The sequence below is a fragment of the Sphingobium subterraneum genome (assembly GCF_014199435.1).
GTDB classification, from domain to species: Bacteria; Pseudomonadota; Alphaproteobacteria; order Sphingomonadales; family Sphingomonadaceae; genus Sphingobium; species Sphingobium subterraneum.
This window is the reverse complement of the sequence record NZ_JACIJP010000002.1, coordinates 261,980-276,623: the sequence shown is the minus strand read 5'-3', so window position 1 is coordinate 276,623 and position 14,644 is coordinate 261,980. Positions and strand designations below refer to the sequence as shown.

Sequence of the window (14,644 nt, the reverse complement as noted above, 5' to 3'; positions counted from 1 at the left end):
CTGTTACAGACTTACGGTTCGGCGGAAAGGCAGTCATGGCAAAGCGGCAGACCCTGATCAAGGGCGCAGGCGTGATCCTTGTCATCCTGGCGGCGTTCGTGGCCTGGAACTGGGGCGCGTGGCGGGCGAAGGCGCAGGCTGGATCGGCCTATGCCGCGCGGATCACCTGCTCCTGCCGTTATGTCGAGGGACGCACGATGGACAGCTGCCAGGGCGATGTCGCGCTGGATGCGGGCGCGGTCAGCCTGACGGAAATTCCGGAACATCAGACGATCGTCGGCCGCGTGCCGCTGCTCGGCCGGGCCTCGGCGCAGTACAAGGCGGGCTATGGCTGTTTGATGGTGAAGGAATAGGTAAATCCGTTCGGGCTGGGCCTGTCGAAGCCCCGTTCTTCTCCACGGCCTTTCGACACGCTCAGGGCGAGCGGAGCTATTTACCCCGCAGGCTCCAGCCCCGCATCCGTCAGCCAACCGCGCCGATACGCCAGCGCGAACACCCGGTTAAGCACGCCATTGCTCCACCCGCAATTGGTGCTGAAATCGCGGCGCAGGCTGTCATGGTGCAACTGGTGCGCCGCCGGAGTCATCAGCAGGCCGACACGCCGCATCGCGGTGATGATCCACGGATTGTCGGCCCGGTGCAGCGAGCCATGGAAATATTGCGCGAAGGTCCCGCCGATCAGCAGCGATACCATCGCTGCCATCGCCCATCCCGGCACGGGAAGGAGCAGCGCCGCGAGGTTAAGCATCAGCGAGAGCGGCAGCGAACCCGCCACCACGCTCGATCCGATCTGCCGCAGCATCGTGCGACGTCCCAGCGCATCGGGACGCGGATGGTGGTTCTTGAAGTCGTAGACCAGCCGTTCGAGCGGATTGAGCCGCGCCATCGCCGCGCGGAACAGCGCCTGATACTCCTCCGATTCGCGCGACCCGGTGTAGAAATAGATGCGGTCCAGCCCCATTCCGGGGCGGCACGGGTGATAGTCCATCACCATATGCACGACGCCCGACAGCGCGTCCGCCGCGAACCACCCGACGAACAGCGCGGGGATGATCCACCAGCTCGGGTCCGCCACCACCAGCGCGATATTCACGGCAAGCGACAGGGCAAAGAGGACAAGGACGAAACGCAGGGCCATGGCGGCTATGTAGCAGCGCGCGCGCTATGGGCCAATCTCCCTTATCGTCATGCCACCGCACGAGACCCCAGCCTTCGCTGGGGTGACGGTTAAGGGAGGAGGCGAGCCTACCCCCCCACCGCTCGCAATCCACTCTCCGGCACGCGCACCGGCTGGTCGGGCCAGATACCGCGCGTGTCATAGACCGCCTTGCCGACCCGCTCGTCGGCGGGGACGGACTTGAACATGTCATGGTCGACCAGCAGCACGAACACCCCGCACCGCTCCAGCGCGCTGTCGAGGTCGATCAGCTCCGCGCCGGTGCCGACAAAATCCACCGGCAGTTCGCGCGCATAAGGCTCGACCAGCTTGATGCGGCGGCCATAGCGGCGTGCCAGCCGCGCCGCGACCTTCACCGCCGGGCTTTCGCGGAAATCGTCGATATTCGCCTTGAACGCCAGGCCGAGGCAGGCGACGTCCTCGCCTGGGAACAGGTCGATCAGGTCGGATGCCTTGGCGACGACATGATCGGTCTTGTGATCGTTGACCTCCCGCGCGGTGCGGATCAGGCGCGCGTTTTCCGGGTCGCTGTGCACGATGAACCACGGGTCGACCGCGATGCAATGCCCGCCGACGCCCGGGCCGGGCTGCAGGATGTTGACGCGCGGATGCCGGTTGGCGAGGCGAATGACCTCCCACACGTCGATCCCGGCGCGCTCGGCGATCACCGAAAGCTCGTTGGCGAAGGCGATGTTGACATCGCGGAAGCTGTTCTCGACCAGCTTCACCATCTCCGCCGCCCGCGCGCTCGTCGTGATGCACGCGCCGCGCACGAACTGGCGGTAAAAGCCCAGCGCCTTGCGGGCGCAGCGCGGCGTGATCCCGCCGATGCAGCGGTCATTGTCGATCAGCTCGACAAGGATGCGCCCCGGAAGCACCCGTTCCGGGCAATAGGCGATCGCGATGTCCGCGCTTCCGACCCCCGCTCCGGGCATTTTCAGGTCCGGCCGCAGCGTGCGCAGTAGGTCGCGCATCGCATCGGTCGTGCCGACCGGCGACGTCGATTCGAGGATCACCGTGTCGCCCGCCTTCAGCACCGGCGCGATCGTCCGCGCGGCGTTCAGCACATAGGAAATGTCCGGCGCATTGTCCTCCGACACCGGCGTCGGCACGGCGATGACGAACACGTCGCTCGGCTCGACGGTGAGCGACGCGCGCAGCAGCCCGCGCGACACGACGCCCTGTACCAGCCCGTCGAGATCGACCTCCTCGATATGCACCCTGCCGCTGTTAACCGTGTCGACGACATGGGCGGACACATCGATGCCCAGCACCTTCGCCCCCGACCGCGCGATCAGGGCGGCGGTGGGCAGGCCGATATAACCAAGGCCGATAACGGAAACCTGTTGCTCAACATCCATGGGCATGCACGACAATCCTGATGGCGAAACTTCAGGGTCGCTTGTCGCGCAGAAAGCTGAAGATTTGGTGAGTAGCGGGTGTCAGCCCGCGGCAATCACTCCGGCGATCCGCTCCGCCGCCTTGCCATCGCCGAACGGATTATGCGCCCGCGCCATGGCGGCGTACGCCTCTGCATCATCCAGCAACCCGCACACTGCGCTTACGATCCGTGCCCGGTCGGTGCCGACCAGCCGCGCCGTGCCAGCCGTGACGCCTTCGGGGCGCTCGGTGGTCTCGCGCATCACCAGCACCGGCTTGCCGAGCGAGGGGGCTTCTTCTTGCACCCCGCCGCTGTCGGTCAGCACCAGCGTGCTCATGGCGAGAAGCCGCACGAAATGCGGATAGTCGAGCGGATCGATCATCGCGACATTATTAAGGCCAGCGAGCTGGGCGTCCATCACGCTGCGCACATTGGGATTGGGGTGAACGGGGAAGATCAGCGCCACGTCGTCGCGCGCGGCGATGTCGCGGATCGCGCCCGCGATCGCCTCCATCCCCCCGCCGAAATTCTCGCGCCGGTGGGATGTGACGGCGACGATCCGCTTGCCCGCGAAGCGCGCCGCCAGCCCGTCCAGTCCCGCCGCCAGCGCGGGATCGGCATCAATGCGCTTTTTGGTGGCCAACAGCGCGTCGATCACCGTGTTGCCCGTGATATGAATGCCCCGCGCGTCGCGGTTCTCGGCGTGCAGAGCGTCGGCGGCTGCCTGCGTCGGCGCGAAGTTCATGTCGGCGATGCACGCGACCACCCGCCGGTTGACCTCTTCGGGCCAGGGGTGGTGGATGTCGCCGCTGCGTAGCCCCGCCTCGACATGGGCGACCGGGATCTTGCGGTAATAGGCGGCAAGGCTCGCGACCATCGTCGTCAGCGTATCGCCATGCACGATGACCCGGTCGGGTTTCTCGACGTCGAAGGTCTTGCCCAGCTCGACGATCAGCCGCGCCGTCAGCCCGTCGAGCGTCTGGTTCTCCTGCATCACGTCGAGGTCGATGTCGGGCACGATCCCGCTGATCTCCAGCACCTGGTCGAGCAGGCCGCGATGCTGCGCCGTCACGCACACGCGCGTGTCGATATGGGGATGCGCGCGCAACGCATGCACCACGGGAAACAGCTTGATCGCCTCCGGCCGCGTCCCGAACACCAGCAATATCTTCATGGCACCTGTCATTCTTGCTGCCGCGCCCCCTGCGCGCCGCCCGCTATCGCATGAAGAGGTATAGATTGTCTGAAAAAGACACGCGACGCGAATGTGGACGATTAAACGCCCCTGCGCCTGCATCGTAAACGTTCGTTAAGGATGCAGTCCTAAAGTGGGGCAGTTGGATGTTATGGGTTTGCGACAGAAAAAATGACGAATTCCGGTGGACCGATCGTGGATGCCGTGCGGCGACGGGCGCGGGTCGCGCTTGCGCTTGAAGCGGACAGCGACCCTCTTCTGAAGCAGATCGGGATGGAACAGGCCCGGCGGGTCGGGCGGGGCGTCATGCGTACCTGCATTCCGGTGATGATCCTGGCCCTGACGATCGGCTTCACGTTCCGCAACGCGCCGCATGGCGGTCTCGTGCTGCTGTTTACCGCGTGGCAGATCGCCGTGGCGGTGCTCGCCCAGTTCTTCATGCCCTTTACGCGCTTCTGCCGCGTGAACTACGACAGCGTGGCGGCCTGCCACCGGGTGACGATCCTTTACACCGGCGCCATTTCGCTGGGCTGGGGCGGGCTGATGGTCTCAGCGGCGGCGGGGTCCGACCCGGCGAGCCAGACGATGCTGCTCGGCATCCATATCGGCGTGATCTGCGTGGGCGGTCTGACCTTTGCGATGATCCCGGCGGCGTCCTTGCTCTATATCTTCAACCTCACCCTGCTGTGCGAACTGAACATCGCCGTGCAGCAGAACCCGATTTCCTGGCTGTTGTATGCCGCCGTCGTGCTCTTCGCGGTGATGCTGGCGCAGGCCTATCTGCAGATGTCTGGGCAGTTCGTTCAGCGGATGCGCGCCGATGCGGATCTGCTGGAAAGCGAGCGGCGGATGGCGGAGAATATACGCCAGATGGCGGAAAACGAACGCGCGGAGATCGAGCGCGCGGAACAGGCGCGGGCCGAAGCGCAGCGGCAGCGGGAACGCGACCGGCAAAGCGCCGAGGCCGCCCAGCAGGCGGCGATGCTGACCCTTGCCCACCAGTACGAACAATCCGTCGCGGCGGTCGCCGAGCAGCTCGACGAGGCGCTCAACGCGCTGGCGCTGGCCACGGACGATATCAGCGGTATCAACGCCCGCGCCCGCACCAAGGCGCAACATGTGCTCGACCTCGCCAGCAGCACCACCCACGCGATCCAATCCGTGGCCGAATCGACCGAAGCCCTTAATATCTCCGCCGCCAGCATCTCCGCCGAAGCGGACAAGCAGGTCGCGAGCGGCGCCGCAGCCCAGGGAGCAGGCGAGACGGGGCTCCACAGTCTGACCGCGCTGGGGTCGCAGACCGGCAGCATCGGCGACATCGTCGCGCTGATCCAGGATCTGGCGAGCCAGACCTCGCTGCTCTCGCTCAACGCCACGATCGAGGCCGCGCGTGCCGGGGAATCGGGTCGCGGCTTCGCGATCGTCGCCAATGAAGTGAAGCAGCTCGCCAACCAGACCCAGAACGCCGTGTCGCGGATCGGCGCCATCATCACCGAAACGCACGCCCGCATGGTCCAGACCGAAGGCGCGATGCGCTCGGTCGCCGAGACCATCGGCCTCGTCTCGACCCACGCCGCCAGCATCGCCGAAGCCGCCGTGGGGCAGCGCGAAGCGACCGAAGACATTGTCGACGCCGCCACGCGGACCGCCGACGCCGCCCATCGCGTGCAGGAAAACGCGCAGGCCGTGGTGCTCGACGCGCGTCAGGCCGACGCGCTTGCGGAGGATATGCGCGGTATCGTCCAGTCGCTGCGCACCCGCTCGGACACTCTGCGGCAATCCAGCGACGAATTCCTTGCGTTTCTGCGACAGGGACGGGCTGGGGTCGATCGCGCGGCGGGTTCCGGCGCACAGTCCCGCGCCGCGTAACGATCTTTTCGGGTCTGCTCGTCGCAAAACACCGGCACCAGCCGTTTTGCCCTTCTCAAGATCCAACAGCATGACTATATAGCGACCTCGACGGACGGCATGATGCGGGCAATACACGCGTGATGCTGCCCTCCTCTCGACTGTCCGGGACCGGGTTTGATGGCGATCGAACCGCGACGAATGGGGCTTTTGCAGAGGATTTTCATACGCTGACAGTGCGGATCGGACAGCCCCGGCCCGCACTTTTTTGCGTGGGTTGCCCTCACGCGAATCGGCTGAAATTCTGCTGCGATGCGGAAAAAATGTGATTTATTTCGGCTCACAGCCCGGAAGGCAGATGACTATGGCGACCAAGGCGGTAACGAACCCCACCACGAAAAAGCGCATCCGCAAGGTATTCGGCAACATCCACGAAGTGGTGCAGATGCCGAACCTGATCGAGGTGCAGCGGGAAAGCTACGAACAGTTCCTGCGGTCCGATCCGTCCATTGGCTATGTCTCCGGCCTGGAAAAGACGCTGCGCAGCGTGTTCCCCATTCGTGATTTCGCGGGTACCGCCGAAATGGATTTCGTGAACTATGTTCTCGAAGATCCCAAATACGACGTCGAGGAATGCCGCCAGCGGGGCATCACCTATGCCGCGCCGATGCGCGTGACCCTCCGTCTCATCGTGTTCGAGGTCGATCAGGACAGCGACACGCGCTCCGTCCTCGATATCAAGGAGCAGGACGTCTACATGGGCGACATGCCGCTCATGACCAAGAACGGCACCTTCTTCATCAATGGCACCGAGCGCGTGATCGTCAGCCAGATGCACCGTTCGCCCGGTGTGCTGTTCGATCATGATCGCGGCAAGACCCACTCGTCCGGCAAATATCTCTTCGCCGCGCGCGTCATTCCCTATCGCGGCTCGTGGCTCGATTTCGAGTTCGACGCGAAGGACATCGTCAACGTCCGTATCGACCGCAAGCGCAAGCTGCCGGTGACGGCGCTGCTGTTCGCACTCGGCCTCAACCCCGAAGAAATCCTCGGCGAATTCTACAACAAGGTGACGTTCGTGCGCGGCGAGGGCGGGTGGAAGATCCCGTTCACGGTCGAGGCATGGCGCGGCCAGAAGCCCGCGTTCGACATCGTCGACGCCAAGACCGGCGAAGTCGTGTTCCCGGCGGGTCAGAAGATCTCGCCGCGCGCCGCCAACAAGGCGGGCAAAGACGGCCTCGAAACGCTGCTGATCCCGACGGAGGAAATCTTCGGCCGCTATTCGGCCTATGATCTCGTCAACGACGCGACCGGCGAAATCTACATCGAAGCCGGTGACGAAGTGTCGCCGGAAAACCTCGAAAAGCTGGACAAGGCGGGCATCGAGACGCTCGAACTGCTCGATATCGACCATGTCACCACCGGTCCGTGGATCCGCAACACGCTGAAGGCCGACAAGGCCGAAGAGCGCGATCAGGCGCTGTCCGACATCTACCGCGTCATGCGCCCCGGCGAACCGCCGACGCGCGAAACCGCCGAAGCGCTGTTCGAAGGCCTGTTCTTCGATCCGGAACGCTATGACCTGTCCGCCGTGGGCCGCGTCAAGCTCAACATGCGTCTCGGCCTCGACGCCGAGGACACCATCACCACCCTGCGCCGCGAGGACATTCTCGCCGTCGTCAAGGAACTGGTGAACCTCAAGGACGGCAAGGGCGAAATCGACGATATCGACAATCTCGGCAACCGCCGTGTGCGTTCGGTCGGCGAACTTCTGGAAAACCAGTATCGCGTCGGCCTGCTCCGCATGGAGCGCGCGGTCAAGGAGCGCATGTCGTCGGTCGATGTCTCGACCGTCATGCCCAATGACCTCATCAACGCGAAGCCCGCCGTGGCCGCCGTGCGCGAGTTCTTCGGTTCCAGCCAGCTCTCGCAGTTCATGGACCAGACCAACCCGCTGTCGGAAGTCACCCACAAGCGCCGCGTGTCGGCGCTTGGGCCGGGCGGTCTGACGCGCGAACGTGCGGGCTTCGAAGTCCGCGACGTTCACCCGACCCATTATGGCCGCATCTGCCCGATCGAAACGCCGGAAGGCCCGAACATCGGTCTGATCAACTCGCTCGCGACTTTCAGCCGCGTCAACAAGTACGGCTTCATCGAAACGCCCTATCGCAAGGTCGTCGACCATCAGGTCACCGACGAGGTCGTCTATCTGTCGGCCATGGAAGAAGCCAAGCACACCATCGCGCAGGCGAACGCCGAACTGAACGCCGATGGCAGCTTTGCCGAGGATCTGATCTCGGCGCGTGAAGCGGGCGAATTCCTGATGGCCCCGCGCGATCACATCACGCTGATGGACGTCAGCCCGAAGCAGCTCGTGTCGGTCGCCGCCTCGCTCATTCCGTTCCTGGAAAACGATGACGCCAACCGCGCGCTCATGGGATCGAACATGCAGCGTCAGGCCGTGCCGCTGGTGCGCGCCGAAGCGCCGTTCGTCGGCACCGGCATGGAAGAGACCGTCGCGCGCGATTCCGGCGCGGCGATCGCCGCCAAGCGCGCGGGCATCGTCGATCAGGTCGACGCGACCCGTATCGTGATCCGCGCCACCGAAGGCATCGAACCCGGCAAGTCGGGCGTCGACATCTACACGCTGATGAAGTTCCAGCGCTCCAACCAGGATACCTGCATCAACCAGCGCCCGCTGGTGAAGGTGGGCGATCAGGTCGCGCAGGGCGAAGTCATCGCCGACGGTCCGTCGACCGAAATGGGTGAACTGGCGCTGGGTCGCAACACCCTCGTCGCGTTCATGCCGTGGAATGGCTACAACTACGAAGACTCGATCCTGATCTCCGAACGGATCGTGAAGGATGACGTGTTCACCTCGATCCATATCGAGGAGTTCGAAGTCATGGCCCGCGACACCAAGCTGGGGCCGGAAGACATCACCCGTGACATCCCCAACGTCGGCGAGGAAGCCCTGCGCAACCTCGACGAGGCGGGCATCGTCTACATCGGGGCCGAGGTCGAGCCGGGCGACATCCTCGTTGGCAAGATCACGCCCAAGGGCGAAAGCCCGATGACGCCGGAAGAAAAGCTCCTCCGCGCCATCTTCGGTGAAAAGGCGTCGGACGTGCGCGACACGTCGCTCCGCCTGCCGCCGGGCGTTGCCGGGACGATCGTGGAAGTGCGCGTGTTCAACCGCCACGGCATCGACAAGGACGAGCGCGCCATGGCGATCGAGCGGGAGGAAATCGACCGTCTCGCCAAGGACCGCGAGGACGAGCGCGGCATCTTGAACCGTGCCACGTTCAATCGTCTGCGCGAGCTGCTGATCGGTCAGACCGCCACCGCCGCGCCCAAGGGCGTGAAGAAGGGCATCGAGATCGACGCCGCGCTGCTCGAAGAGGTCGAGCGTTACGAATGGTGGAAGTTTGCCGTCGCCGATGACAGCGTCCAGACGTCGATCGAGGCGATCAAGACCCAGTATGACGAAGCCGTGAAGCTGATCGTCGACAAGTTCGAGGACCGCGTCGACAAGCTGCAGCGCGGGGACGAGCTGCCCCCGGGCGTGCTCAAGATGGTCAAGGTCTTCGTCGCGGTGAAGCGCAAGCTGCAGCCGGGTGACAAGATGGCCGGCCGTCACGGCAACAAGGGTGTCATCTCGCGGATCCTCCCCGTGGAGGACATGCCGTTCCTTGCGGACGGCACGCATGTCGACATCGTGCTCAACCCGCTGGGCGTGCCCTCGCGCATGAACGTCGGGCAGATCTTCGAAACGCATCTGGGCTGGGCCGCGCGCGGTCTCGGACAGCAGATCCGCACGGCGCTCGAAGACTGGCGCGAAGCCAATCCCAATCCGGAAACGGCGGCCCCGCCCGAGGCGGTGCGCGATCGGCTGCGGACGGTCTATGGCGAGCGCTATGTCGAGGAGATCAACGACTGCACGAACGAGCAGGTCGTCGAACTGGCATCGAACCTGTTCAACGGTGTGCCGATGGCGACGCCGGTGTTCGACGGCGCCCGCGAAGCGGACGTGGCGGACATGCTGCGTCTCGCCGGACTGGACGAGAGCGGCCAGGTCGATCTCTACGACGGCCGGACCGGCGACCGGTTCGACCGCAAGGTGACGGTGGGCTACATCTACATGCTCAAGCTGCATCACCTTGTCGACGACAAGATCCACGCCCGCTCGATCGGCCCCTACAGCCTCGTCACGCAGCAGCCGCTGGGTGGTAAGGCGCAGTTCGGTGGCCAGCGCTTCGGGGAAATGGAGGTCTGGGCCTTGCAGGCCTATGGCGCCGCCTACACATTGCAGGAAATGCTCACCGTCAAGTCGGACGACGTGGTGGGCCGGACCAAGGTGTACGAGGCGATCGTCAAGGGCGACGACACGTTCGAGGCTGGTATCCCCGAGTCCTTCAACGTGCTGGTCAAGGAAATGCGCTCGCTCGGCCTCAACGTCGAACTCGCCACGCTGGACGAGATCGACGAGGGCGACGAAGGCTTCCCGCAGGCCGCGGAGTAACATGCCATTGCCGTTCGTCCTGAGTAGCCGCTGAGCGAAGCCGAAGCGGCGTATCGAAGGGCCCTTCGATACAGACCCTCGACAAGCTCGGTCCCACTCAGGGCGAACGGAAGTAGATTTATCCCTGAAGCCACGTGCTTAGGAGCATACGACATGAACGAACTGACCAACTTCGCGAACCCGGTGGCCAAGCCGGATACCTTCGACCAGATCCAGATCGGCCTTGCCTCGCCAGAGCGCATCCGGTCGTGGTCCTTCGGTGAGATCAAGAAGCCCGAAACCATCAACTACCGCACGTTCAAGCCCGAGCGTGACGGCCTGTTCTGCGCGCGCATCTTTGGCCCGATCAAGGATTACGAATGCCTGTGCGGCAAGTACAAGCGCATGAAGTACAAGGGCATCGTCTGCGAAAAGTGCGGCGTCGAAGTCACCGTGTCGAAGGTCCGCCGTGAGCGCATGGGCCATATCGAGCTGGCTGCCCCGGTCGCGCACATCTGGTTTCTGAAGTCGCTTCCCTCGCGCATCGGCCTGCTGCTCGACATGCAGCTCAAGCAGCTGGAGCGCGTTCTCTACTTCGAAAGCTATATCGTCATCGAGCCGGGCCTGACCCCGCTCGACAAATATCAGCTGCTGACCGAGGACGAACTGCTCGACGCGCAGGATGAATATGGCGAGGACGCCTTCTCGGCCGGTATCGGCGCCGAAGCGGTCAAGCAGATGCTCATCGACCTTGACCTGGAGGGCGAGAAGCAGGCGCTGCTCGACGAGCTGGCCGTCACCAAGTCGGAACTCAAGCCCAAGAAGATCATCAAGCGTCTGAAGGTCGTCGAGAGCTTCCTCGAATCCGGCAACCGCCCGGAATGGATGATCCTCGACGTCGTTCCGGTCATCCCGCCCGAACTGCGCCCGCTCGTTCCGCTCGACGGCGGCCGTTTCGCGACGTCGGATTTGAACGATCTCTACCGCCGCGTCATCAACCGCAACAACCGCCTGAAGCGCCTGATGGAGCTGCGTGCGCCGGACATCATCGTCCGCAACGAAAAGCGCATGCTGCAGGAAGCCGTCGACGCCCTGTTCGATAACGGCCGCCGCGGCCGCGTCATCACCGGTGCCAACAAGCGTCCGCTGAAGTCGCTCTCCGACATGCTCAAGGGCAAGCAGGGCCGCTTCCGCCAGAACCTGCTCGGCAAGCGCGTCGACTATTCCGGCCGTTCGGTCATCGTGACCGGCCCGGAACTCAAGCTGCACCAGTGCGGCCTGCCCAAGAAGATGGCGCTCGAACTGTTCAAGCCGTTCATCTACGCCCGCCTCGACGCCAAGGGTCTCTCCATGACCCTCAAGCAGGCGAAGAAGTGGGTCGAGAAAGAGCGCAAGGAAGTCTGGGACATCCTCGACGAGGTGATCCGCGAGCATCCCGTCATGCTGAACCGCGCGCCGACGCTTCACCGTCTGGGCATCCAGGCGTTCGAACCCGTGCTGATCGAGGGCAAGGCGATCCAGCTTCACCCGCTCGTCTGCTCGGCGTTCAACGCCGACTTCGACGGTGACCAGATGGCTGTCCACGTGCCCCTGAGCCTTGAGGCGCAGCTGGAAGCGCGCGTCCTCATGATGTCGACCAACAACATCCTGAGCCCTGCGAACGGCAAGCCGATCATCGTGCCGTCGCAGGACATGGTGCTGGGCATCTATTATCTCTCCATGGAGCGCGAAGGCGAGCCGGGCGAGGGGATGCTGCTCAGCGACATGCAGGAAGTGCATCAGGCGCTGTTCGCCGGTGCCGTGACGCTGCACAGCAAGATCACCAGCCGCGTTCCGCAGACGGACGAGGCCGGTAAGCAGTATATGAAGCGGTTCGAAACCACGCCGGGTCGCATGCTGCTGGGCGAATGCCTGCCGCAGAGCCACAAGGTGCCCTTCGACGTCGTCAACCGCCTTCTCACCAAGAAGGAAATCGGCGACGTGATCGATCAGGTCTACCGCCACACCGGCCAGAAGGACACCGTGCTGTTCGCCGACGCCATCATGGCGCTGGGCTTCCGCCACGCGTTCCAGGCGGGCATCTCGTTCGGCAAGGACGACATGGTGATCCCCGATTCCAAGGTCGGGACGGTCGATGAGACCAAGGCAATGGTTGCTGATTATGAACAGCAATATCAGGATGGTCTCATCACCCAGCAGGAAAAGTACAACAAGGTGATCGACGCCTGGTCGCGCTGCGGCGACGTGGTGGCGAACGCCATGATGGACGAGATCCGTGCCCAGCCCAAGGACGAGAACGGCCGCATGGCCCCGATCAACTCCATCTACATGATGGCGCACTCGGGTGCCCGTGGTTCGCAGGCGCAGATGAAGCAGCTTGCCGGCATGCGCGGCCTGATGGCCAAGCCTTCGGGCGAGATCATCGAAACGCCGATCATCTCGAACTTCAAGGAAGGCCTGACCGTCCTTGAATACTTCAACTCCACCCACGGCGCCCGCAAGGGTCTGGCCGACACCGCGCTCAAGACGGCGAACTCGGGTTACCTGACCCGCCGTCTGGTCGATGTGTCGCAGGATTGCACGATCGTCGAGGAAGATTGCGGAACCGACCGCGCGCTCGAAATGAAGGCGATCGTTCAGGGCGGTAGCGTTATCGCTTCGCTGGGCGAACGCGTTCTGGGCCGGACCGTTGCCGAGGACATCGTCGACAGCAAGGACAACAGCGTCCTCGTCCCCGAAGGCACGCTGCTCGACGAAGCTTTGATCGCGCAGATCGAGGCGATCGGCGTGCAGGCGGTCAAGATCCGCTCGCCGCTCATCTGCGAGAGCAAGATGGGCGTGTGCGCCAAGTGCTACGGCCGTGACCTCGCCCGTGGTACGCCGGTCAACATCGGTGAAGCGGTCGGCGTCATCGCCGCCCAGTCGATCGGTGAACCCGGCACGCAGCTCACCATGCGGACCTTCCACATCGGCGGCGCGGCGAACTTCAACGAGCAGTCGAACCTCGAAGCGGTCGCCGACGGCACGCTGGAACTGCGCGACATGCCGACGATCACGGACAGCCGTGGCCGCCGCCTGTCGCTCGCCCGCAACGGCGAACTGGCGATCATCGACAGCGAAGGCCGCGAACGCGCGGTCCATCGCCTGCCTTATGGTGCGCAGATCCTGTTCTCCAATGGCGAAGCGGTGAGCAAGGGCGACCGGATCGCCGAGTGGGATCCGTTCACCATGCCGGTGATCACCGAACGTCCGGGTATCGTCAAATATGTCGACCTGATCGACGGCAAGACGCTCGCCGAGCAGGTCGACGAAGCCACCGGCATCGCCCAGCGCGTCGTGACCGAGCACCGTGGCTCGGCCCGGACGAAGGAAGATCTTCGCCCGCGTCTCACCCTGCTCGACGACGGCAGCGGCGAAGCGGCCCGGTACATGCTGGCCATCGGCGCGACGCTGTCGGTCGAGGATGGTCAGGCCGTGCAGGCCGGTGACGTGCTTGCCCGTGTCAGCCGCGAAGCCGCCAAGACGCGCGACATCACCGGCGGTCTGCCGCGTGTTGCCGAGCTGTTCGAAGCGCGCAAGCCCAAGGACAACGCGATCATCGCGAAGGTCTCGGGCCGCGTGCAGTTCCTCAAGGACTATAAGGCGAAGCGCAAGATCGCCATCCAGCCCGAGGACGGCAGCGAACCGGTCGAGTATCTGATCCCCAAGAGCAAGGTGATCGACGTGCAGGAAGGCGACTTCGTGAAGCGCGGCGACAACCTGATCGGCGGCTCGCCCGATCCGCACGACATCCTCGAAGTGCTCGGCATCGAGCCGCTGGCCGAATATCTGGTCAGCGAAATTCAGGAAGTCTATCGCTTGCAGGGCGTGAAGATCAACGACAAGCACATCGAAACGATCGTTCGTCAGATGCTGCAAAAGGTCGAGATCACCGTGTCGGGCGACACCACGCTGCTGGTGGGCGAGCAGATCGACCATGAGGAAATGCACGAGATCAACGCCAAGCTGGCGCCGGGTCAGACCCCGGCGGAAGGCAAGCCGGTGCTGCTCGGCATCACCAAGGCGTCGCTGCAGACCCGCTCGTTCATCTCGGCGGCCTCGTTCCAGGAAACCACCCGCGTCCTCACCGAGGCGGCGGTTCAGGGCAAGAAGGACACGCTGGTCGGTCTCAAGGAGAACGTCATCGTCGGCCGCCTGATCCCGGCGGGCACGGGCGCGGGCATGAACCGCCTGCGCGTCACGGCCAACAGCCGCGACGCAGCGTTGCGCGCTTCGCTGCGTGGACTGGAAGCGCATCTCATCGCGCCGCAGACCGCGGCCGAAGAGCATGAAGCCGAACTGGCCCAGGGTCCGGAAGCCGCCATCGGCGACGATCCGCTTGGCGCTGTGCAGGGCGAAGACTTCACCACGAGCGATCTGGATTGATCGCTTAGGGCGCAAGTTACGCAGAAATTGGAAGCCCCGCCGGATGCAAGTTCGGCGGGGCTTTTTTGTTGGGTGTTGTAATCACAGCTCGTCGATCATACTTGCTCATGCGTAGTT

7 protein-coding genes are annotated in these 14,644 nt (G+C 64.1%); 4 read left to right on the top strand and 3 right to left on the bottom strand.

Annotation, left to right across the window (positions count from 1 at the left end; translation table 11 throughout):
- Window positions 1-35: 35 nt before the first annotated feature.
- The gene (locus tag FHS92_RS07995; RefSeq protein WP_184079350.1) at window positions 36-353 is read left to right on the top strand and encodes a hypothetical protein; all 318 of its coding nucleotides are present in this window, start codon (window positions 36-38) and stop codon (window positions 351-353) included.
- An 80-nt stretch (window positions 354-433) separates the two neighbouring features.
- On the opposite strand, the gene FHS92_RS07990 is transcribed toward FHS92_RS07995, so the two are convergent.
- From FHS92_RS07990 to wecB, 3 genes are all read right to left on the bottom strand, one after another.
- Window positions 434-1,138 (bottom strand): fatty acid desaturase CarF family protein, encoded by a 705-nt coding sequence (locus FHS92_RS07990; protein WP_184079348.1) that lies wholly within the window; start codon window positions 1,136-1,138, stop codon window positions 434-436.
- A gap of 107 nt (window positions 1,139-1,245) precedes the next feature.
- Window positions 1,246-2,544 (bottom strand): UDP-N-acetyl-D-mannosamine dehydrogenase, encoded by a 1,299-nt coding sequence (gene wecC, locus FHS92_RS07985; protein ID WP_184079345.1) that lies wholly within the window; start codon window positions 2,542-2,544, stop codon window positions 1,246-1,248.
- Between the two features lie 75 nt (window positions 2,545-2,619).
- Entirely contained in the window at window positions 2,620-3,732 is a 1,113-nt protein-coding gene (gene wecB, locus FHS92_RS07980; RefSeq protein ID WP_184079343.1) for a non-hydrolyzing UDP-N-acetylglucosamine 2-epimerase, read from the bottom strand.
- Between the two features lie 192 nt (window positions 3,733-3,924).
- Here wecB and FHS92_RS07975 point away from each other — a divergent pair, with 192 nt between their 5' ends.
- From FHS92_RS07975 to rpoC, 3 genes are all read left to right on the top strand, one after another.
- Window positions 3,925-5,622: a methyl-accepting chemotaxis protein gene (locus tag FHS92_RS07975; protein WP_184079341.1), complete on the top strand. Its 1,698-nt coding sequence runs from the start codon at window positions 3,925-3,927 to the stop codon at window positions 5,620-5,622.
- Between the two features lie 343 nt (window positions 5,623-5,965).
- Window positions 5,966-10,123, top strand: coding sequence for a DNA-directed RNA polymerase subunit beta (rpoB, locus tag FHS92_RS07970; RefSeq protein ID WP_184079339.1), 4,158 nt, complete (start codon window positions 5,966-5,968; stop codon window positions 10,121-10,123).
- Window positions 10,124-10,276: 153 nt separating this feature from the next.
- The gene (rpoC, locus tag FHS92_RS07965; RefSeq protein ID WP_184079337.1) at window positions 10,277-14,527 is read left to right on the top strand and encodes a DNA-directed RNA polymerase subunit beta'; all 4,251 of its coding nucleotides are present in this window, start codon (window positions 10,277-10,279) and stop codon (window positions 14,525-14,527) included.
- Window positions 14,528-14,644 lie beyond the last annotated feature (117 nt).